Source organism: Albirhodobacter sp. R86504, from assembly GCF_042466415.1.
Lineage (GTDB): Bacteria > Pseudomonadota > Alphaproteobacteria > Rhodobacterales > Rhodobacteraceae > Albirhodobacter.
Genome location: NZ_JAXHCH010000002.1, coordinates 2,102,599 through 2,122,782, shown reverse-complemented (window position 1 = coordinate 2,122,782; position 20,184 = coordinate 2,102,599). Strand labels below are relative to the sequence as shown.

Below are 20,184 nucleotides of genomic sequence, written 5' to 3'. Positions count from 1 at the left end.
AGGTGATGGTTGATAAATCGTAAGCAGTCGAACGTCTGCCGGCCAACGCATACGGGTTTTGAAACGCGCGATGCGCCTGCAAAACTGCTAACAAAATATGTAAGTGTTATGGTGAGCCGGCAGGGGTTCGAACCCTGGACCTACTGATTAAAAGTCAGTTGCTCTACCAGCTGAGCTACCGGCTCTCACCATTGCGGATAACATTGCTAGTGCAAATTATCTCGCTACAAACTTCACGCTGCAGAGGGTTTCAAGAGCACCGCCTGATGTGTCGCTTGCGTTGGGGCCTTCTATGGATCTGCGTTGGTGGGGTCAAGGGGCATTTTTGAGAAAAATTGGCCCACTGGAAAAAACTTTTGCCGAGGCGTATATCGCGCCTATGAAAAACACGCTCGCACCTCTCGGTCAGCCGTTCATGAAGATGCACGGACTTGGCAATGATTTCGTTGTGATTGACGCCCGCGAGGGCGATGATCCCGTAACTCCTGCGCTGGCTCGCGCATTGGGGGATCGCAATCGCGGCGTGGGGTTTGACCAGTTGGCAGTCATCCTGACCTCGCAAGACTCTGATTTCAAAATAAAATTCTGGAATTCGGATGGCACAGAAGCCGGAGCCTGCGGCAATGCTACGCGGTGCGTCAGTGATTATATGATGACGCAGCTTGGGGTTGATGAGGTGAAGCTCACGACACGTCGCGGCGCCCTATCGGCCCTCCGCAGGGATGATGGGATGGTCAGCGTCAACATGGGGGCGCCGATTCTCGAGGCCGCTTTGATTCCAGTCACCGCCGATCCTCTGGCGCTGCCGTTGAAAGGTGCGCCTTTGGCGGTTGGCATGGGCAATCCGCACTGCGTTTTCTTTGTTGAGGATGTCGAGTCGGTTGACGTGGCAGGGTGGGGCGCGCAAATCGAGCATGATCCGCTTTTCCCTGAGGCAACGAACGTTGAATTTGCGACTGTAACTGGGCCAGACCGGTTGCGAATGCGCGTGTGGGAGCGCGGGACGGGTATCACTCTTGCCTGCGGGTCCGGCACATGCGCGGCCGCAGTGGCCTCCCATTTGCGCGGCTTGACTGGACGCAAGGTAATCGTCGATGTCGATGGCGGAACGCTGGAGATCGATTGGCGCGATGACGGGGTCTGGATGACAGGGCCAACCGCGCATGTCTTCTCCGGGCAATTGACCCAAAGTTTTATGGAGTCGCTATGACCGCGCCCGTTTTTGCAACGCTAGGCTGTCGGCTGAACGCCTACGAGACCGAAGCGATGAAGGAACTTGCGGCACAAGCCGGGGTTCAAAACGCCGTCGTTGTAAATACATGCGCAGTGACAGCCGAGGCGGTTCGTAAGGCTAAGCAAGAAATTCGCAAGCTTGCGCGCGAAAATCCGGGCGCGTCGATCATCGTGACAGGATGCGCGGCCCAGACCGAGCCGGAGACGTTTTCCGCGATGTCGGAAGTCACGAAGGTTGTGGGAAACCATGAGAAGATGCAGGCCGATACATGGGCCGGCTTGCGCGCGCCTGATTTGATCGGTGAGACGGAGAAGGTTCTCGTCGACGACATCATGTCCGTGAAAGAAACTGCTGGGCATTTGATTGACGGTTTCGGTCGACACCGCGCCTATGTTCAGGTGCAAAACGGATGTGATCATCGCTGCACATTTTGCATTATCCCATACGGACGCGGAAATTCGCGATCGGTTCCTGCCGGGGTTGTGATCGAGCAGATCAAACGCTTGGTTGATAAGGGGTTCAATGAGGTCGTTTTGACCGGTGTTGATCTTACCTCTTGGGGCGCAGATCTTCCGGCGACGCCACGTTTGGGGGATCTGGTGATGCGCATTTTGCGACTTGTGCCAGATTTGCCGAGGCTCCGGATTTCATCGATCGACTCGATTGAGGCGGACGAGAATCTGATGCTTGCCATCGCGACCGAGCCTCGTTTGATGCCGCATCTTCATCTTTCGTTGCAGCATGGCGACGATATGATCTTGAAACGTATGAAGCGTCGTCATTTACGCGATGATGCCATTGCGTTTTGCGAAGAAGCGCGCCGCTTACGTCCGGAAATCGTCTTCGGCGCGGATATCATCGCAGGGTTCCCGACCGAAACCGAAGACATGTTCACGAATTCCCTCAAACTCGTCGAGGAGTGTGGCCTGACATTCTTGCACGTCTTCCCGTATTCAGCGCGCAAAGGCACGCCGGCGGCGCGCATGCCAGCCGTCAAAGGGCCGTTGATCAAAGAGCGTGCCGCGCGGTTGCGGGCCGCAGGCGATCTCGCGTTAACGGCCCATCTCGATACGCAGGTCGGTCTGACGCGGCGCGTGCTGACCGAAGGTCCGCGTTTAGGGCGAACTGAAGGATTCGCGGAGGTTAGCTTTGATACCGATCAACCCGAAGGCTCGTTGATGGATGTGCGCATCATTGGGCAGGCGAGCGGGCGTCTTCTCGCATAAGTTGCCGTAATTTCGGTAGGCAAGGATGCCACGACTGGCCTTGTGACATTCGGGCGGGTATATCTTGGCCAAAGAAGGAGCCCATGCATGAACGAACCACAAGTCGATATTCAATCCATGAGTTTCGAGGCCGCGATGGCTGCGCTGGAACAGGTCGTGCGCGATCTCGAGAGCGGAAATGTCTCGTTGGATCAATCAATTGCGCTTTATGAAAAGGGCGCGTTGCTCAAAGCGCATTGTGAACAGGCGTTAAAGAAGGCTGAAGAACGGGTCGAGAAAATAACTTTGGGCGAGGCAGGCCCTATCGGGACGGTTCCGGTCGAGGGGCTTTAATGTCGCGAAATACCGAATTTGACGCGCGACTGGCGCGCGTGCAGCGGGAGGTTCAAGCCGCGCTGGATAGTGCGGTCTTAACTTTCCCTGACGGCGCCCTGCGCGATGCCATGGCTTACAGTGTCCAAGGTGGGAAGCGCTTGCGAGCGTTTCTCGTCTTGGAGTCCGCCCGTCTCCACGGTATTGAGTCAGCGCGTGCGATGCCAGTTGCGGCAGCTGTCGAGGCATTGCACGCCTATTCGCTTGTGCATGATGATATGCCTTGCATGGATGATGATGATCTGCGGCGCGGACAGCCGACCGTCCATATCAAATGGGATGAAGCGACGGCTGTTCTGGCGGGTGATGCGCTGCAAACCCTCGCGTTTGAGCTGTTGTGCGATCCGCTGATTGCTGCGGCGGAGCAGCGCATGGATCTGGTCCGCGCGCTTGCAAAAGCATCCGGCGCGGCCGGCATGGTCTACGGGCAGGCACTTGATATCGCCGCCGAGACCGTGTCTTTGCCGCTCACCCTGCCGCAGATTACACAGCTTCAGGCGGGGAAGACCGGCGCGTTGATCTCGTTTTCAACCCAAGCTGGGGCCTTGATTGCAGGCGCAGACCCGACCCCGTTGCAGCGCTACGCGGACGCGCTGGGCCTCGCGTTTCAGATTGCCGATGATATCTTGGATATTGAGGGGGATGCTGCGCTGGCAGGAAAGCGGCTTGGCAAAGACGTCGATGCGGGCAAGGCTACTTTCGTATCTTTGCTTGGGCTGGAACCCGCCCGTGCCCGCGCTAAATCGTTGATCGAGGAGGCGAGTGAGGCACTCTCACCCTATGGCGCGGATGCGGATCTCTTGCGGGAAGCGGCGCGGTTCGTTATCTCGCGCCAGACCTAATGCCGGGAGGCAGCGATGAGCGAGCGACCCCATACCCCGACTTTAGACCGTGTGGCGTCGCCAGCGGATCTGAAAGCTTTGTCCGACACTGATCTGAAACGTCTGGCGGATGAACTTCGCGCAGAGACGATTTCTGCCGTGTCTGTGACCGGCGGGCATTTGGGCGCCGGGCTTGGCGTTGTCGAATTAACGGTCGCGTTGCATGCGGTGTTCGATGCACCGCGCGACAAGATCGTTTGGGACGTCGGCCACCAGTGTTATCCGCACAAAATTTTGACGGGGCGCCGAGATCGTATCCGTACTTTAAGGATGAAGGGGGGGCTTTCGGGCTTCACAAAACGTTCGGAGAGCCCCTACGACGCATTTGGCGCGGGGCACAGTTCGACGTCTATCTCCGCAGCAGTCGGCTTTTCCATGGCGCGCGAACTGGGTGGCGATACGGGGGATGCGATTGCAGTGATCGGGGACGGTGCACTGACAGGGGGGATGGCGTTTGAGGCGCTGAACCACGCGGGGCATTTGGGCAAACGCGTCTTCGTCGTGCTCAATGACAATGAAATGTCGATCGCGCAGCCGGTCGGGGCGCTCTCCACTTATCTCACGCGGCTTTATACAGAAGGTCCGTTCCAAGATTTGAAATCGGCGGCGAAGGGAGCGGTCAGCCTGTTACCTGAGCCGCTGCAAGAGGGTGCGCGGCGGGCGAAAGAGATGCTCAAAGGCATGACGATCGGAGGCACCCTGTTTGAAGAGCTTGGCTTTTCATACGTAGGCCCCGTCGATGGTCACGACATGGAACAGCTTTTGCCGCTCTTGCGTACATTGAAATCGCGCGCAACGGGGCCTGTCCTTATTCACGCCGTCACGAAAAAGGGCAAAGGCTACGCGCCTGCGGAAGCACGGGCTGACAAGGGCCATGCAACGGCGAAATTCGATGTTGTGACCGGCGCGCAAGTCAAGGCGCCGTCGAACGCGCCGAGCTATACCAAAGTCTTCGCTGAAAGCCTTATTCGCGCAGCCGAGGTCGATGAAAAGATTGTGGCGGTTACCGCAGCTATGCCCGATGGGACCGGCCTGAATCTGTTCGCGGAACGGTTCCCACGGCGGTGCTTTGATGTCGGAATCGCGGAACAACACGGCGTGACCTTCTCCGCGGGCCTTGCTGCTGGTGGGATGAAGCCATTTTGTGCGATCTATTCGACATTCTTGCAGCGTGGGTATGATCAGATTGTCCATGATGTTGCGATCCAGCGCCTGCCAGTGAGGTTTGCCATTGATCGTGCGGGGCTTGTGGGGGCGGATGGTGCCACCCATGCAGGCGCTTTTGATATCGGATTTATGTCGAGCTTGCCGGGAATGGTCGTGATGGCTGCCGCGGATGAGGCAGAACTTGTGCATATGGTGGCGACGGCGGCGGCGTATGATGAGGGGCCAATTGCCTTCCGATTCCCGCGCGGCGAAGGAATGGGCGTGGAGATGCCTGAACGCGGTGTGCCGCTCGAGATCGGCAAAGGCCGGATCGTCGCCGAAGGTGCGCGCGTTGCGATTTTGTCTTACGGAACGCGTCTGGCCGAAGTGCTTAAAGCGCGCGAAAATCTCGCGCAGCGCGGGCTCACACCGACCATCGCAGATGCACGTTTTTGTAAGCCGTTGGATCAAGATCTGATCTTGCGTCTGGTAGCGGAGCATGAAGCGATTATTTGCGTCGAGGAGGGGGCTGTCGGCGGATTTGGTAGCCATGTCGCGCAGTTCTTATCCGATGCTGGCGTGTTTGATCATGGCTTTAAGTTCCGTTCGATGGTGTTGCCTGATACGTTTATCGATCACGCATCCCCCGAAGATATGTATGCGAGCGCAGGTATGAATGCGCCGCAGATCGAAGCTAAGGTTCTGGAAGTGTTGGGGGTTTCGGTAGCAAAGCGTGCCTGACGCTAAGGCCTTTCGGCTTTGAGTAAAGCGCGCAAACCTGCGCGGTAATCGGGATAGCGCAAGGTCAGCCCCAGCGATTTGATCCGATCATTTCGAACCCGCTTGCTTTCAGCGTAGAAGCTTCGCGCCATGGGTGTCATTTCGGCGGTTTCCCAGCTTTCCGCAGGCGGAAGCGGTTGCCCCAAGAGATCGGCCGCATATGCGATGACATCTTCGGGCGGGGCGGGATCATCATCACAAAGATTGTAAATCGCGCCCGCGTCAGGCGACTGAATTGAAAGCTGCAACGCCGTGGCGATGTCCTCGACGTGAATGCGTGAAAAGACCTGATTTTGCTTCACGATCCGTCGTGCCGTGCCATCTAAAACCTTCGCGAAGGGGCCGCGACCCGGCCCGTAGATGCCCGCCAACCGAAAAATATGGAGCGGCAATCCGCTTTGCTCTGCCACTTTTTGCCACGCGGCCTCCGCGCGGATGCGTTCCTGACCGCGTTTTGTTGCGGCCAAAAGGTCGGAGGCCTCGTCCACCCATCCGCCCTCCCTATCGCCGTAAACGCCAGTTGTGGAGAGATACCCCACCCAACTCAAATGTGTGGCGCGTGTGATTTGGTCTCTCGCGGCGTCAAGAACCGGATCGTCGCTATCGCCCCGCGGAGCCACGGAGGTCAGTAGGTGAGTCGAGCGGTCCAAAAGCGGCCCTAGGTCCGTTCCAGGCCAGATATGCGCCTCTGCGCCGGTCAGACGGATCTCGGCGGCCTTTGCCTCGGATCGCGTCGTACCTATGACTTTCCACCCAAGCGGAATGAGACGCGCAGCTAGGGCGCGCGCGGAATAGCCGTGACCGAGGGAAAGGAGCGTGTTCATAACGCGAAATATCGGCAAAGCGGAGGTCAGACGCAAGATGTCATCGGATGACATCTTGTCTCCGTGAAAAACGGGTGCAAGACTCGGAAGCTCAAGCGTTTTCGCGCAACGCCTTTTTGAGGGGCGCGTTCGCGATGCACCGCACTGTCCGAAGGAATGAATGTTCGATGACCCCAGCACGATTCTTGCCGATTAAAACTCCGACAGATTATGCGCATAAAGTATTTTCGGACGCAGGCGCTGCCGTCGCGCATCTCATTGATCTCTACCAAGAGGCGACAGATTTCTTGCTGGCGCATTTCAACGAAACGCTGAGCGAAGGTCGCCCTGAGTCGCGTTTCCGTGCGTTTTATCCAGAGGTTCGGATCACGACCACCTCGCATGCCAAGACAGATTCGCGTTTGGCATTCGGTCACGTACCTCTGCCTGGAGCCTATGCGGCGACGATCACACGGCCTGATCTGTTCCATAATTATCTCGTGCAGCAACTGGGCTTGCTGATCGAGAATCACGGTGTCCCCGTATCAGTCGGTTGGTCAACAACGCCTATGCCTGTGCATTTCGCGGTCGCCGCGCGTCCGGGAGTAAATGTTCCGCAAGAGGGGGTGTTGGATTTCTCGCTGCGCGACGTATTCGACGTTCCTGACCTAGCCTCAACGAATGATGATATCGTCAATGGCACCGCCGCGCCCCATGCGGACGGCGCGGGTCATCTTGCGCCCTTCAGCGCGCAACGCATTGATTACTCGTTGGCGCGCCTTTCGCATTACACGGCGACCCTGCCAGAGCACTTCCAGAACCATGTTCTGTTTACGAACTATCAATTCTACGTCGATGAGTTCGAGGCGGTCGCCCGCGAGATGCTGGCCGATCCTGACGCGGGATATTCATCCTTCGTGGGGCCGGGCAACGCCGAGATTACGGCGCCAGATCAAGACCTTCCCGTCCTCGCGAAGATGCCGCAAATGCCATCGTATCATTTGAAGCGTCCCGACGGGCAAGGTATCACTTTGGTCAATATCGGCGTGGGGCCATCGAACGCGAAGACGGCAACAGACCACATCGCGGTGCTCCGTCCCCATGCATGGTTGATGGTCGGTCACTGCGCTGGATTACGCAATTCGCAAAGCTTGGGGGATTTCGTTCTCGCGCATGCTTATCTGCGTGAAGATCATGTTTTGGACGATGATCTACCGGTTTGGGTGCCTATTCCTGCCTTGGCGGAGATCCAGATCGCGCTTCAAGAGGCCGTCGCAGAGGTCACGAAGCTTGACGGATATGAACTTAAACGGATCATGAGGACCGGCACTGTGGCGACGATTGACAACCGGAATTGGGAGCTTCGCGACCATTCGGGACCGGTGCATCGCTTGAGCCAATCCCGCGCTGTCGCGTTGGATATGGAAAGCGCAACCATCGCCGCAAACGGCTTCAGGTTCCGTGTGCCGTATGGCACGTTGCTGTGCGTGTCCGATAAGCCGCTGCATGGGGAACTGAAACTGCCGGGGATGGCAACGGAGTTTTATCGCACGCAGGTCGCAAACCATTTGCTGATCGGTATTCGCGCGATGGAGAAACTTCGCGAGATGCCGTTGGAACGAATTCATAGCCGGAAGCTACGCAGCTTTGAGGAGACTGCATTCCTCTAATCCCAGCAAAAAGGCGCTGATTACGACGAATTGTGCTTGCCATATTGGGTGAAACCGGATTTTAGAGGCAAATCAAAACCGCGACCGGCGGCAGATATGATCCCGTAAAGGGGCGAATTGAGAGGAGACAGACATGTCGAAACCGATGACCAAGACCCAACTTGTTGCCGCTCTTGCCGAGACTATGGGCATGGATAAGAAAACCGCTACGACCGCATTGGATGCGATCGCCGATGTAGTGTCGAAAGAAGTCGCCGCAGGCGGCGCAGTAACACTCCCAGGCATCGGCAAAGTCTCCTGCCGTGAGCGGCCAGAGCGTCAGGTCCGTAACCCGGCAACGGGTGAGACCATGACCAAGGCTGCTGACAAGCAAGTTAAAGTCACGATCGCGAAAGCTCTCAAAGACGTTGTGAACGCTTGATCGTGTGGCATCGGGTAAATCCTACCCGATCGTAAATGAGGGCCGTCCCGATCAAGCGGGGCGGCCTTTTTGTTTGAAAATCAATTTCTTGAGGTGAATTGTGGACTTTCGCGCCTTGGCAATGGGGTTGGTTTTCGCCCTGATGTGGTCCTCAGCGTTTACCTCTGCGCGAATGATCGTGGCGGATGCACCGCCCATGACAGCGCTGGCTTTGCGGTTCTTTGTATCGGGGTTGATTGGCGTAGGCTTGGCCTCGATGATGGGCCAATCATGGCGCCTGACCCGCGCCCAGTGGCGCGCAACGTTTATCTTTGGGCTGTGCCAGAACGCGCTCTATCTCGGTTTGAACTTCGTCGCTATGACGCGAGTTGAGGCATCTCTGGCGGCGATCGTCGCCTCAACGATGCCGTTAATGGTGGCCTTCTTCGGCTGGGTTCTGTTCCGTGAGAAACTGCGTCCCTTGGCGCTTGGAGGGTTGCTGGCAGGCGTGGTTGGCGTCGCAATCATCATGGGCGGTCGCCTTTCAGGAGGCGCTGACGTCGGATACGTAGCGCTCTGTTTCTTGGCGGCGCTGGCCCTCACCGTGGCGACTCTCTCGGTCCGTGGAGCATCCTCAGGGGGCAATGTGATGATGATTGTTGGCCTGCAGATGTTTGTGGGCGCTGCGTTACTCGCTATCACAGCGTTGATTTTTGAGTCGTGGACCATCAATTGGACACCGCGTTTGATTGGCGCATTCGCCTACACCACACTTGTACCTGGCGTGCTGGCAACTTGGGTTTGGTTTTGGCTGGTGGGCCGGATTGGGGCGATCAAAGCGGCGACGTTCCACTTCCTCAACCCGTTCTTCGGAGTTGCAATTGCGGCGCTCCTGCTTGGCGAGAAAATTGCCGCGGCCGATCTTCTTGGTGTGGCGATCGTCACTGGCGGAATTCTTGCCGTGCAGCTTTCGCGGCAGGCGCGCTGAGATTCAATCGGCGGTAAATTCAATCAACGTTTATTTTCGCACCATCAAACTCGAACAGAACCGCCGAGATGTCATCCGCAACTTCGCCGTCGGTATAATTCGCGACATGCCACTGGATAGCCTCGAGCATTTGAGGTCCGCGCAGCGATCGGCTTTCCGAGATCACTCGTAGAAATCCGTGCTCATCCAGCAGATTGCCATGAGCGTCTGCCGCTTCCGTGACGCCATCGGAAACCATAAAGAGCCTGTCACCGGGAAAAAGTTGCGCTGTGATGGTTTCATAGGTCGCGTCTTCGATCAGACCTATTGGCAAACCGCCGAATCCCAAAGCTTTGAACGAGCCATCTGCGCGCAAAATGACGGGATGGGGATGCCCCGCTTGCACCAGTTTGACGACACCGGAGATGAGATCAATATCGGCATAGATCATCGTAAAATAGGACGATGTTTGCATCTCATGCAGGACGAGATCATTCAGATATGAGGCTATTTCTGCGGGATCCCGCGCGTCGTATATGCCGTATTCGGTTTGCACCAGGGCGATATTCTGGTCGGGCGATGAGCCTGAAAGATAGCCGGCGATTCGCGCGGTCATCAGCGCGGATGTAATTCCGTGTCCGGAAACATCGAGACCGAAGATCGCGACACGGCGGGCATTAATCGGGAAAAAGCCGACGAGGTCGCCGCCGACTTGTCCTGAGGGCCGCAGCAGCAGGGAAATTTCCGAGTTCCCGAAGGATCGGTTGCGTTCCTTCACTAGGCTTTGCTGAAGCTTTCCGGCCTCATCAAGATCGCGATCAACATTCGCATAGAGTTGCCGCAACTCGGTGAGCGTAGAGTTGACCAGCCGGTTCTTTTCTCGAAGCTCAGCCTCCATCCTGAGGATGCGATCGCCCGCTGAAAGCCGCGCGCGCAGTTCGTCGCCGTTCACGGGCTTTGATAGGAAGTCGTCCGCGCCACTTGTGAGGCCCTGAGCAATTTCGGATTTCTCGGACTTTGAGGTGAGAAGAATAAAGTAGCCGTAGGAGTCGCGGTTCATCTCCCGAAATGCCCGACAAAACTCTATTCCGTTCATTTCCGGCATCATCCAGTCCGAAATGACGATATCAGGTGTCGTTTCTGTGCACTTTTTCAATGCCTCGGCGCCGGATGCGGCCTCGACAACATCATAGCCAGCGCGTTGCAATAAGGTTTTGAGGATGCGCCGCTGCATCCTGCTGTCATCAACGACAAGCACGCGACGCTTGAAGGCGCGCTCGGGGGATCCTCCCTCGTTAGTCTGACTGTTTGACGCTTGCGACACGGCCAACCTGCTTATGTAAGTTGAAGCAGCCTAGCCGATGCCGCTTAACAGCAAGTGAAACCGCAACATTTTAGGTTTTAAACCTTCTACAACTTTTCGCGTGTAGCCTCATCCGCGGTGAAGAAAACACGTCAGTGTGGAGGGTGAAATGATTGACTGGGAACGGGTTGCCGAGTTGCAATCCGAAATCGGACGCGATGGCTTCGGCGAGGTGCTGGAGCTATTCGTCGACGAGGTTGAAGGGGTCGTCTTGCGGCTCGGTATGCGGCCTGAAAAGCTTGAGGATGATTTGCATTTCTTGAAAGGGTCGGCTTGGAATTTGGGCTTTCGATCCTTCGGGGCGATGTGCCAAGCAGGCGAGCGCATGGCTGCGGCCGGAATGGCGTCACACATCAACGTGCCGGAGTTACTGGCCTGCTACGGTGAATCTAAAAAGTTGTTTATGACGCGGGTTTCCGAATTCTGTGATCGGGATTTTTCCAGCGTCGCCTGAAAGTCTTAGATCAGGAACTCCGATAGCAACGCATCCTCAGTGATGTCGCGATAGCTAAATCCGGCGTTGTTCAACTGTTCCAAGAGGGCCGCGAAGTTTGCGGCCCTTTTCGTCTCAATGCCGATGAGGACAGAGCCGAAGTTCCGCGCGGACTTCTTAAGATATTCAAATCGCGCAATATCATCGTCCGGACCTAGCATGGAGAGGAACTCTTTCAACGCTCCCGGACGTTGCGGCATGCGGAGAATGAAATACTTTTTCAATCCGGCAAAGCGTTGCGCGCGCTCTTTGACTTCCGGCAAACGCTCAAAATCAAAGTTCCCGCCCGAGGTCACGCAAACCACCGTTTTTCCGCGAATTTGATCGGCAAGCTCGGGGAGAACATCAATTGACAACGCGCCTGCTGGCTCGAGGACAATCCCCTCCACGTTGAGCATCTCTAGCATCGTCGTGCAGATCCGATCTTCTGGTGCGAGTAGGATCTGATCGCTGTCGACCCATGTCAGATGCGAGAATGGCAACCCACCCAGGCGGGCAACAGCGGCGCCATCAACAAAGCTGTTCACATGCGACAGGGTGACAAGGTCTCCGGCCTCCACGGCGGCTTTCATCGAGGCGCCGCCAAGGGGCTCGACGAACCGGAAATCAGTCTGAGGCGTTGTCGCGCGCAGGTAAGCTGTGACGCCGGCGGACAGTCCTCCGCCGCCAACCGGAAGAATGACGAGGTCGGGTGGCGTTCCGAGCTGATCTAGGATTTCAACCCCGACGGATGCCTGACCCTCGACAACGTCTGCGTCATCAAACGGAGATAGGAAATGTGCATTCACCTCGGCGCAAAAGTTTTTCGACGCCGCAAGAGTTTGATCGAAGTAATCACCCGTCAGTTTAATCTCGATGGCATCGCCACCGAAGGTCATCGTCTTGTCAATTTTCTGCTGCGGTGTCGTGACGGGCATGAAGATCGTTCCCTTCACACCGAAATGCCGGCAGGCGAAGGCCACACCTTGGGCATGATTTCCTGCGCTGGCGCAGACAAAATGACCCTGATCGGGTGAGGCGTCGCGAACTTTGCGCATCGCATTAAAGGCGCCGCGTAGCTTGTAGCTGCGCACGGGGGTCAGGTCCTCGCGCTTAAGCCAGATGTCCGCCTCATAGCGCGCTGACAAAAAATCGTTGCGTTGCAGCGGCGTGGGATCGAACAGCGCGCGAAGGGCGCGGGTGGCGGCTTGAGCGTGAAGGGCAAACTGGGTCATGGGCTAGCTGTGCCAGAACCTTTGCGTCGGGCGCAAGCTTATTCCTGCGTGGGGGCAGCGCGCGCGGCCACCTCGGGCATGAATTTGATCATGAGCGCGCGGGTAAAGGATATGAGGAGAAGCGGCAGGATATAGCTCGATATTGGTGAGACCATGCTCAGTACCAAAAAACGCGCGCTGTTCGGATCGTCGACTGCAAATGCGTTGATCGCGGCGTAGGTGCTGTGTCGCAGGGCGACGTTCAGCATAGATGCGAGGATCAGGATCAGGGAGATGCTTGCGGTAATGGCGAATATGTATCCCCGCAGTCCCCGCGCCATATCGATGATGGAGATGCCGCGCCCAAGTGCAAGATGCGCGGACCAGAGGGAGAGAATTGCGAGAGCGCTATACGTAACGGACAGGCCGCTCCAGTAGAGACACGCCCGTATAATCTCAATCATCGCGCCCAATGTGCCAATGATCCGATGACTTGTTGCGGCGAGATAAAGCAACTCATCCACTGACCCGAGCAGCGATATCGATGCGTGACGTAAGACCTCGTAGAGGAGGGCTGCCATGAAGTAACGCGCGAAGGATAACGGGATGCCGCCGGGCGCGGTTATAAAACAGCGCCTGAACCAGTAAAAAGCGACAAGTGAGAAGCAGAACACAACGATGAGGCCCTCAAGCATTGGAACGCCGTTGGTTCCTAGCCAGCGCGTCAGCCAGTCGAAGAATGCGCCGTATCGGGGCAAGCTTTGCCACATTAACAGGCAAAGCAAAGGCCCAGCCGCGCAGATCGCCAAAGACCGCCCATCCTCGATGAAACCCAGAGCCGTCACTTTGAGAAGACTGATCACGGATCGCATCGCATGTCCCCGATAAACGGCGACAAGTTCCGGCCCGGAGCCCTTGTCGTCAAGGATAAAACCCATTATTCCGACGCAAACTCATATCTCGGAGATGCCCATGTCTGCTCCCAAGAAAGTCGTCCTTGCCTATTCCGGCGGCCTCGATACCTCGATCATCCTGAAATGGCTGCAAACCGAATACGGCTGTGAGGTGATCACCTTCACCGCCGATCTCGGCCAAGGCGAGGAATTGGAGCCTGCGCGTGCCAAGGCCGAACTTCTGGGCATCAAGAAAGAGAACATCCACATTGAGGACGTGCGCGAGGAATTCGTGCGCGATTTCGTGTTCCCGATGTTCCGCGCCAATGCGCTTTACGAGGGGCTGTATCTGCTCGGCACCTCGATCGCGCGGCCGTTGATTTCCAAGCGTCTCGTTGAATTGGCGCATGAACATGGCGCCGATGCCGTGGCGCATGGCGCGACCGGCAAGGGCAATGACCAAGTTCGTTTTGAGCTGTCGGCCTATGCGCTCGACCCCTCGATCCGCGTGATTGCGCCTTGGCGTGAGTGGGATTTGACCTCGCGCACCAAGCTGATCGAATTCGCCGAAGCAAATCAGATTCCGATCGCCAAAGACAAGCGCGGCGAAGCTCCGTTCTCCGTTGACGCGAACCTGCTGCACACCTCGTCCGAGGGCAAGGCGTTGGAAGATCCTTCCAAAGAAGCGCCCGAATACGTCTACCAGCGCACCGTGTCGCCGGAAGAGGCCCCCGATACGCCCGAATATATCGAAGTCGCGTTCGAGCGCGGCGATGCGGTTGCGATCAACGGCGAGGCGATGTCGCCCGCAACGATCCTGACCAAGCTCAACGAACTTGGCGGCAAGCACGGTATTGGCCGTCTCGATTTCGTTGAAAACCGTTTCGTCGGTATGAAATCGCGCGGGATTTACGAGACGCCGGGCGGCACGGTTTTGCTGGAAGCTCACCGCGGAATCGAACAGATCACGCTGGATGCGGGCGCTGGGCACCTCAAAGATAGCCTGATGCCGCGCTACGCCGAGCTGATCTACAACGGTTTCTGGTTCTCGCCGGAGCGCGAAATGCTGCAAGCCGCGATTGATAAATCGCAAGAGCATGTGACGGGCACCGTTCGGTTGAAGCTCTACAAAGGCTCGGCAACTTGCGTGGGCCGTTGGTCGGAGCATTCGCTTTACTCTGAGGCGCATGTGACCTTTGAAGACGATGCCGGCGCCTACGATCAAAAGGACGCGGCAGGCTTCATCCGCCTCAATGCGCTGCGCCTGAAACTGATCGCGACCCGCAATGCGCGTGTGAAAAAATGACCGTTTGGGCCGCAATTGTTGTCGTATCAGACCGTGCATCGCGCGGCGAATATGAGGACAAAGGTGGCCCGGGCTGTGAGGATTGGTTGCGGGGCGTGGTCACCACGCCCCTTTCCATTACGCGGCACATTATTCCCGATGGGCGTGAAAGTGTTGCGACGATGGTGCAGCAACTGGTCGATGAAGAAGCTGGATTGATCCTTGTGACTGGCGGCACTGGCCCCGCTCCGCGCGATGAAACGCCTGAGGGCGTGAGCGATGTGATCGAGAAAGAGCTGGCCGGATTTGGCGAGGAAATGCGTCGCGCGTCCCTGCTCGAGGTTCCGACCGCGATTCTATCGCGCCAATCCGCAGGTATTGCCGGCAAGAGTTTAATTATCACTCTGCCAGGCAAACCAAGCGCGATTGCAACTTGTTTGAATGCGGTCTTTGCGGCAGTTCCCTATTGCCTTGATTTGATCGGGGCAGGGCGTATCGAAACCGATCCGCAAAAAATCGAGGCGTTTCGCCCCAAAGGGGCGTAAACAGTGTTTTTCTGACCGCGATTAGATTTTCCGAACCGTATCGCCAAGCTCCAGCACTGGTTCAAGCTCAATCAGCGCGCCGCCGATTTGGCCATCTTGTGCCTTCCCTGATATGATATCGGCGGCCCGCAGGCCGATTTGGCGGCGGCAGGCATCCATAGTCGCCAGCCTGCGTGGCAGCCCATCGAGGAGTTCGACGCCGTTAAATCCGGCGAGACCAAGCCTCCCCGGGATGTCGATCCCGTTCTCAAGACACCAGAGCAAACCGCCCGCGCCGATCATGTCGTTGGAATAATATAGGAAATCGATATCCGGATTACGCTTTAGGATCGCTTCCGTCATTTCGCGACCCTTTAGGAGCGCAGAGCCGCCGTGATAAAACTCGGTATCGGCAAGCTCTAACCCCGCGAGGGAGAGCCCCTCTTTAAAGCCCTCAAAACGTTTACGGGCGCGGTGATCGTCCGGCATCTTGGTGCCGAGGAATCCAATTTTGCGATAGCCGGCCGCGATGATTGCCTCTGCCATGTGAAGACCTGCGCGGCGATGTGAAATCCCGATGACGGAATCGACGCCCTGCCCGTCAACATCCATAATCTCGACGATCGGGACGCCGGCGTTTTCCATCATCGCGCGCGCGGCGTCAGTGTGTTCCAAGCCCGCGACGATCACCCCTGACGGCCGCCATGAAAGCATTTCGTAGAGGACTGCTTCCTCTTTCTCGGGTGAGTAATTTGTAACCCCGACAACAGGTTGTAGCCCAGTCTCCTCTAGTCCGGCAGAAATCCCGCCAAGGACTTCGGGGAACACCAGATTCGAGAGCGAAGGTATGATGACCGCCACCAAATTGACGCGCTGCGACGCAAGGGCGCCGGCGATCTTATTGGGGACATAGCCCAAGCGTTTTGAGGCTTCGAGCACCTTTTCACGTGTTGTGTCCGAGACATCTCCGCGATTGCGCAGAACGCGGCTGACGGTCATCTCCGATACGCCGGAGGCTTCGGAAACGTCGCGCAAGGTCAACGGTCTACGTGGGGAAATTGGGGGCTGGCTCACGCGGGACCTCTCACAAGCGTTTCAATATCATTGATAGCGATAAAAGTTTCTCTTGTGCAAGCAAGGGGGCACGGGTATGTTAACGCTAACATTGCGGCTTTATTAATGAATACGCAAGAAATGTCCGGGCGCTCATCAAGCTCAGTTTGAACAGGCGCAACGGATTCGGGGGGGCGGTGGGCCGAAAACGCCCCCCCACCATACCGCACAAGCCACAGAAATCGCTATCTACCAAATCACCGGAGTTGCGATCTCTCGTCCGATGTCGCATTAAGCTGGCGTGGTCCCGTGGCTCAACTGGATAGAGCAGCCCCCTCCTAAGGGGCAGGTTACTGGTTCGAATCCAGTCGGGATCACCAAAATCTTGCTGTAGTCGGGGCAATCGATACGCGAGCGCAGCAAGCCCACCCCACAATCTAGCGTTGACGCCGCCGCGCACGGTGAGTGCGAAATCGTCTGGATCATTCCGAGAGGCCTGTGCCGTCCCCTTCCTGCATTTGGGCAAGAGTGGGTGAGGAGAATGCGAGTGCGATGCGCGCGCCCCCTGATCATCCGGTTCATTGCAATTCCTCCAATCTGGTTGAGGTGGAGCTCAACCTGTTGTCCGGTGCCCCAATCTCGGGCGCTCGGGAACACGGAGAACCTGAAACGCAGATAGCTTAGCATGCCAGCTTGGTGCGAGGCATGTCATCCACGCGTGATGAAGATCTCACAAAGAGGTGGAGCTTTTGATCATTTTGCGCTCGGCTTAGTCTCGGGGCGCTTGGCAAGCAGGCGTGCGAAATAGGTTTATCTCGCTTCATCATGCGTGATCGTATGCTTCAATTATAAGGCGCTTTGGCTGTTCTGTTTCGCGCCGCCATCCCTCCAAGTCTCGATGAGGAACGCATCAATTTCCGTCCAAGCGTAGAAAATTTCGCTCAAAAAGGCGCGGCCTTTTTCCGTGAGTTGCAGGATGTTCGCGCGGGTATCTGTGTCGCTCACATGCCGGCAGACATAGAAGCTGGCATCAGGCGCGCGGTCATCTGATACTTCGTATGCTAACTTTTCATGGATTTAGGTAGCACACAAAGTACCTTGCGCAGGAGCAGAACGGCAACCGGCCGCCGCGTCGCAATCATACCGCCACGCAAGTGCAGCCGATCGAGCTGGTTCCGGCCACGGTCCAACTTGACGGCTTTCTCTACAGCGAGAAAATCTCCGGCGATTAGCGCGTGATCGGGGTGACCGGCATCGCCAACCATCTCGTCGGCACCTTCCCAAATCCCGGCAACCCCAACAGCATTGTCGAACATGATCTGCAATTGCAGGTTCCAGTCACGCCCAAGCGCCTGTCCGAGCCGATGTATTTCCCGCTGGTTTGGGATTTCGGGATCGCGCGCTCCTCCACGAAAATCGATCCGTTGGCGGCGGAATGGTTGCATGATGATCCCAAAAGCGGCTGGCAATATGAGGCGCTGAGCGGCGCGGTGGCCTTGGGTCTCGATGCAAACCACGCCCATGTGCAGCCCACCGGCGAATACCATTATCACGGCTGGCCCACCGGCGTTTTGGAGGCGCTGGGCGCGGCGGATATGCAGGGCTCGCCGCTTATCGGCTGGGCGGCGGATGGCTACCCGATCTACACCGCCAATATGACGGAGGAGCCGCTGAGAAGCTCGTATCAGTTGAAATCCGGCAATCGGGATGGCGGAGCGGATGGCCCGGCCGGCCTGCATGACGGGGCATTTATCCAAGATTATGAATATGTTGCGGGGTTAAGCGCATTGGATGAGTGCAACGGCACCAATGTGGTCACACAAGGTTTCCCGCAAGACACCTACGCCTATATCATCACCGCCGATTACCCGACCTATCCGCATTGCTTCTCAGGTCAGCCCGATAAGAGCTTTATGAAGCGTCGCTAAATCGACGCACCTGCATAGTTTCGACCGGACCCACAAACTTGACCGAAACGCCGCTAATCCGACCCGATCAAACCTTGATGAAGAGTGCTGGGAAGGTCCGAGTGCCGTCTGTCGTACCTGTGGAGCAGCCCTGCAAAAGCTTTCAGGGTAGGGTTATGATCGAAAGCCAAACCCCCATACGGCCGTTTGCATCTAACTCGGATGTCGAGGGTCTTGCGCGCAGCCGGAGGCCCGATTGCGACCCCGTGCAGACCTACTGATCATAAAGCGATCACCAGTCTGAGGCGTCGACCACGGCCCCGCCTTTCAAATTTTATGAGGGGAAACGACGGAAAAGTCCAGAAACTGCGTATAATCCCGTAAACCATCCGTCATCCGACAAAGGGTACCCTTATGCGCGATTATCTCCTTCCGTCTAGCCTCGCCTTGCTTGCCTGCCTCTCCGCGACCACTGTACACGCCCATGATGAGGCCTCGCATTGCGCGGCGGTAACGCAATCGGTCGCGGAGGCTGGGTTTGCCGATGTGGTCACGGTGACTTGCACCGATGATCAGGCTTTGATCGCAGGCGATACCTATCCTGATCACGAGATGATGACGGGCATCATTGGCACGAACGAACAGGTGCCGGTGCCCGCGGTCAATTACGCCTCTCCCGTCGCATTGGCCCCCGTCAAGAGCACCGAGCCCCACACCCGCGATGCGGCGCTTGGCGTCGCAGTGAACGGCGTGCCGATCTATGATTACACCGCAGGCGGGGAGATGTCGCAGGAGGACCTAGGCAGTTATCAGGCCCATCTGGACACGGTTGCAACGGGTCAATTGGATGCCTGCGGCGGCCATGCGGGGCGGGGCGATGACTATCATTATCACGCGGCACCGACCTGCATGATCGAGCAAATGGCGAACAAAGGGCCCGATGCGATCATTGGTTGGGCGTTTGACGGATATCCGATCTACGCCGATACCAATCCCGACGGCAGTGCGATTGATGCGGGTGTTCTGGATGTGTGCAACGGGCAGGCCGACGATACCTTTGGCTATCGCTACCACACGTCCGAGGGCGCGCCCTATATCATCCAATGTCTGATGGGCGAGGTGCCTGATATCGATGCTCTGCCGCGTGTGCGCCCCTTGACTGCGGCGGAGGGCGGGCCGGAGGCCGGTCAGCCGCCACGCGGCGGGGTTGAGGATCTGGTCTTCGCGCAAGAGGGCGATGGCACCCGTACGATGACCTACAGCTATCAAGGCGGCCAGTATTACATTAAATATGCCCCGTCGGAGACCGAGAATTGTTATAATTTCGAAACCCGCACCGTCACCAATGGCGGCGAACTTTTCGAGCAAGAGCTGTGCCGCGAATGACCCGTTTGCGCGCCCTTACCCTTGCGCTGCTTTGCGGGGCGATCGCCTTGCCCGCCACCGCGCAGCAGACCCCGCGAGAGCCTCGCGCAGACGCGCGGGAGTTCACCCTGACCAGCGCCGCTCTGGTGGACGGCGCGGCCTTGCCCGCCGATCTGCGCTGTACCCGCAGCGGCGGAGAGGGCGTGTCCCCGCCGCTGTCATGGGACAACGCGCCCAACGGCACGCAGGCCTATGCCATCGTCATGAAACATTATCCCAAGGGCACCTATCCCGGTGTCAACGCGCCAAGCCACTATTGGCTGGTCTGGAATATTCCCGCAGACGCAACGGGCGTGGCGCGGGGCAACCCGACGTCCCTCGGCTTTGAGGGCAGCGATAAGGACCGCCGCGCAACCGGCTATACCCCGCCGTGTTCGCCGGCCGGTGCGGGCACCCATGAATATACGATCTGGGTCTATGCCCTTGATACGCCGTTGAAAGATTTACCGGAACAAGATGACATTGGCACGGGTTGGACTGAGGTCATGGCCGCGCTGAACGGTCACGTCCTTGCCGGCGATTCTTTGAGCTTTCTGAACTAACTGACGACATCTTTCATATGATTGGAC

At 57.3% G+C, this 20,184-nt stretch carries 19 protein-coding genes and 2 tRNA genes; 15 read left to right on the top strand and 6 right to left on the bottom strand.

What is annotated here, in order from left to right; translation table 11 throughout:
• Window positions 1–109 precede the first annotated feature (109 nt).
• A tRNA-Lys gene (locus SJY32_RS12235) sits at window positions 110–185 on the bottom strand.
• Between the two features lie 194 nt (window positions 186–379).
• On the opposite strand from SJY32_RS12235, the gene dapF reads away from it, so the two are divergent.
• The 5 genes from dapF (at window position 380) to dxs (ending at window position 5,600) form a co-directional block, all read left to right on the top strand.
• Window positions 380–1,210 carry a diaminopimelate epimerase gene (dapF, locus tag SJY32_RS12230; protein WP_376875624.1) on the top strand — a complete coding sequence of 277 codons (831 nt, stop codon included), beginning with the start codon at window positions 380–382 and terminating at the stop codon, window positions 1,208–1,210.
• Window positions 1,207–2,460: a tRNA (N(6)-L-threonylcarbamoyladenosine(37)-C(2))-methylthiotransferase MtaB gene (gene mtaB / locus SJY32_RS12225; protein ID WP_376875621.1), complete on the top strand. Its 1,254-nt coding sequence runs from the start codon at window positions 1,207–1,209 to the stop codon at window positions 2,458–2,460. Before dapF ends, mtaB begins: the two co-directional genes overlap by 4 nt.
• Before the next feature lie 87 nt (window positions 2,461–2,547).
• Complete coding sequence (locus SJY32_RS12220; RefSeq protein WP_376875618.1) at window positions 2,548–2,793, top strand: exodeoxyribonuclease VII small subunit; 246 nt, start codon at window positions 2,548–2,550, stop codon at window positions 2,791–2,793.
• On the top strand, window positions 2,793–3,674 hold the full coding sequence (locus SJY32_RS12215; RefSeq protein WP_376875615.1) for a polyprenyl synthetase family protein: 882 nt from the start codon (window positions 2,793–2,795) through the stop codon (window positions 3,672–3,674). Before SJY32_RS12220 ends, SJY32_RS12215 begins: the two co-directional genes overlap by 1 nt.
• 15 nt (window positions 3,675–3,689) lie before the next feature.
• Complete coding sequence (gene dxs, locus SJY32_RS12210) at window positions 3,690–5,600, top strand: 1-deoxy-D-xylulose-5-phosphate synthase (RefSeq protein ID WP_376875612.1); 1,911 nt, start codon at window positions 3,690–3,692, stop codon at window positions 5,598–5,600.
• 2 nt (window positions 5,601–5,602) lie between these two features.
• Here the strand turns inward: dxs and SJY32_RS12205 are convergent, their stop codons facing one another.
• Window positions 5,603–6,463 carry an SDR family oxidoreductase gene (locus SJY32_RS12205; RefSeq protein ID WP_376877720.1) on the bottom strand — a complete coding sequence of 287 codons (861 nt, stop codon included), beginning with the start codon at window positions 6,461–6,463 and terminating at the stop codon, window positions 5,603–5,605.
• 167 nt (window positions 6,464–6,630) lie between these two features.
• Between SJY32_RS12205 and SJY32_RS12200 the strand changes: the two genes are divergently transcribed.
• The 3 genes from SJY32_RS12200 (at window position 6,631) to SJY32_RS12190 (ending at window position 9,500) form a co-directional block, all read left to right on the top strand.
• Window positions 6,631–8,112: an AMP nucleosidase gene (locus SJY32_RS12200; protein WP_376875609.1), complete on the top strand. Its 1,482-nt coding sequence runs from the start codon at window positions 6,631–6,633 to the stop codon at window positions 8,110–8,112.
• Window positions 8,113–8,245: 133 nt separating this feature from the next.
• A complete protein-coding gene (locus SJY32_RS12195; protein WP_376875606.1) occupies window positions 8,246–8,533 on the top strand; it encodes an HU family DNA-binding protein in 288 nt (95 codons plus the stop codon).
• 100 nt (window positions 8,534–8,633) lie between these two features.
• Window positions 8,634–9,500, top strand: a complete 867-nt coding sequence (locus SJY32_RS12190) for a DMT family transporter (RefSeq protein WP_376875603.1) — start codon at window positions 8,634–8,636, stop codon at window positions 9,498–9,500.
• Between the two features lie 19 nt (window positions 9,501–9,519).
• On the opposite strand, the gene SJY32_RS12185 is transcribed toward SJY32_RS12190, so the two are convergent.
• Complete coding sequence (locus tag SJY32_RS12185) at window positions 9,520–10,737, bottom strand: PP2C family protein-serine/threonine phosphatase (protein ID WP_376877717.1); 1,218 nt, start codon at window positions 10,735–10,737, stop codon at window positions 9,520–9,522.
• 214 nt (window positions 10,738–10,951) lie between these two features.
• Here SJY32_RS12185 and SJY32_RS12180 point away from each other — a divergent pair, with 214 nt between their 5' ends.
• The gene (locus tag SJY32_RS12180) at window positions 10,952–11,296 is read left to right on the top strand and encodes an Hpt domain-containing protein (RefSeq protein ID WP_376875600.1); all 345 of its coding nucleotides are present in this window, start codon (window positions 10,952–10,954) and stop codon (window positions 11,294–11,296) included.
• Window positions 11,297–11,301: 5 nt separating this feature from the next.
• Here SJY32_RS12180 and ilvA read toward each other — a convergent pair whose 3' ends face one another.
• Together ilvA and SJY32_RS12170 are read right to left on the bottom strand one after the other, a co-directional pair.
• Window positions 11,302–12,549 carry a threonine ammonia-lyase IlvA gene (gene ilvA / locus SJY32_RS12175; RefSeq protein ID WP_376875597.1) on the bottom strand — a complete coding sequence of 416 codons (1,248 nt, stop codon included), beginning with the start codon at window positions 12,547–12,549 and terminating at the stop codon, window positions 11,302–11,304.
• A 38-nt stretch (window positions 12,550–12,587) separates the two neighbouring features.
• Window positions 12,588–13,400 carry a hypothetical protein gene (locus tag SJY32_RS12170; protein ID WP_376875594.1) on the bottom strand — a complete coding sequence of 271 codons (813 nt, stop codon included), beginning with the start codon at window positions 13,398–13,400 and terminating at the stop codon, window positions 12,588–12,590.
• 100 nt (window positions 13,401–13,500) lie between these two features.
• Between SJY32_RS12170 and SJY32_RS12165 the strand changes: the two genes are divergently transcribed.
• Window positions 13,501–14,727: an argininosuccinate synthase gene (locus SJY32_RS12165; RefSeq protein ID WP_376875591.1), complete on the top strand. Its 1,227-nt coding sequence runs from the start codon at window positions 13,501–13,503 to the stop codon at window positions 14,725–14,727.
• Entirely contained in the window at window positions 14,724–15,251 is a 528-nt protein-coding gene (gene mog, locus SJY32_RS12160) for a molybdopterin adenylyltransferase (RefSeq protein WP_376875588.1), read from the top strand. Before SJY32_RS12165 ends, mog begins: the two co-directional genes overlap by 4 nt.
• Before the next feature lie 21 nt (window positions 15,252–15,272).
• Here the strand turns inward: mog and SJY32_RS12155 are convergent, their stop codons facing one another.
• Entirely contained in the window at window positions 15,273–16,304 is a 1,032-nt protein-coding gene (locus SJY32_RS12155; protein ID WP_376875585.1) for a LacI family DNA-binding transcriptional regulator, read from the bottom strand.
• Between the two features lie 282 nt (window positions 16,305–16,586).
• Here SJY32_RS12155 and SJY32_RS12150 point away from each other — a divergent pair.
• From SJY32_RS12150 to SJY32_RS12135, 4 genes are all read left to right on the top strand, one after another.
• Window positions 16,587–16,663, top strand: a tRNA-Arg gene (locus SJY32_RS12150).
• Window positions 16,664–17,518: 855 nt separating this feature from the next.
• Window positions 17,519–18,211 (top strand): YHYH protein, encoded by a 693-nt coding sequence (locus SJY32_RS12145; protein WP_376875582.1) that lies wholly within the window; start codon window positions 17,519–17,521, stop codon window positions 18,209–18,211.
• Between the two features lie 393 nt (window positions 18,212–18,604).
• Window positions 18,605–19,576 (top strand): YHYH protein, encoded by a 972-nt coding sequence (locus tag SJY32_RS12140; RefSeq protein ID WP_376875579.1) that lies wholly within the window; start codon window positions 18,605–18,607, stop codon window positions 19,574–19,576.
• Window positions 19,573–20,157 (top strand): YbhB/YbcL family Raf kinase inhibitor-like protein, encoded by a 585-nt coding sequence (locus tag SJY32_RS12135; RefSeq protein ID WP_376875572.1) that lies wholly within the window; start codon window positions 19,573–19,575, stop codon window positions 20,155–20,157. The genes SJY32_RS12140 and SJY32_RS12135 overlap by 4 nt, the downstream gene beginning before the upstream one ends.
• The last annotated feature ends 27 nt before the right edge of the window (window positions 20,158–20,184 follow it).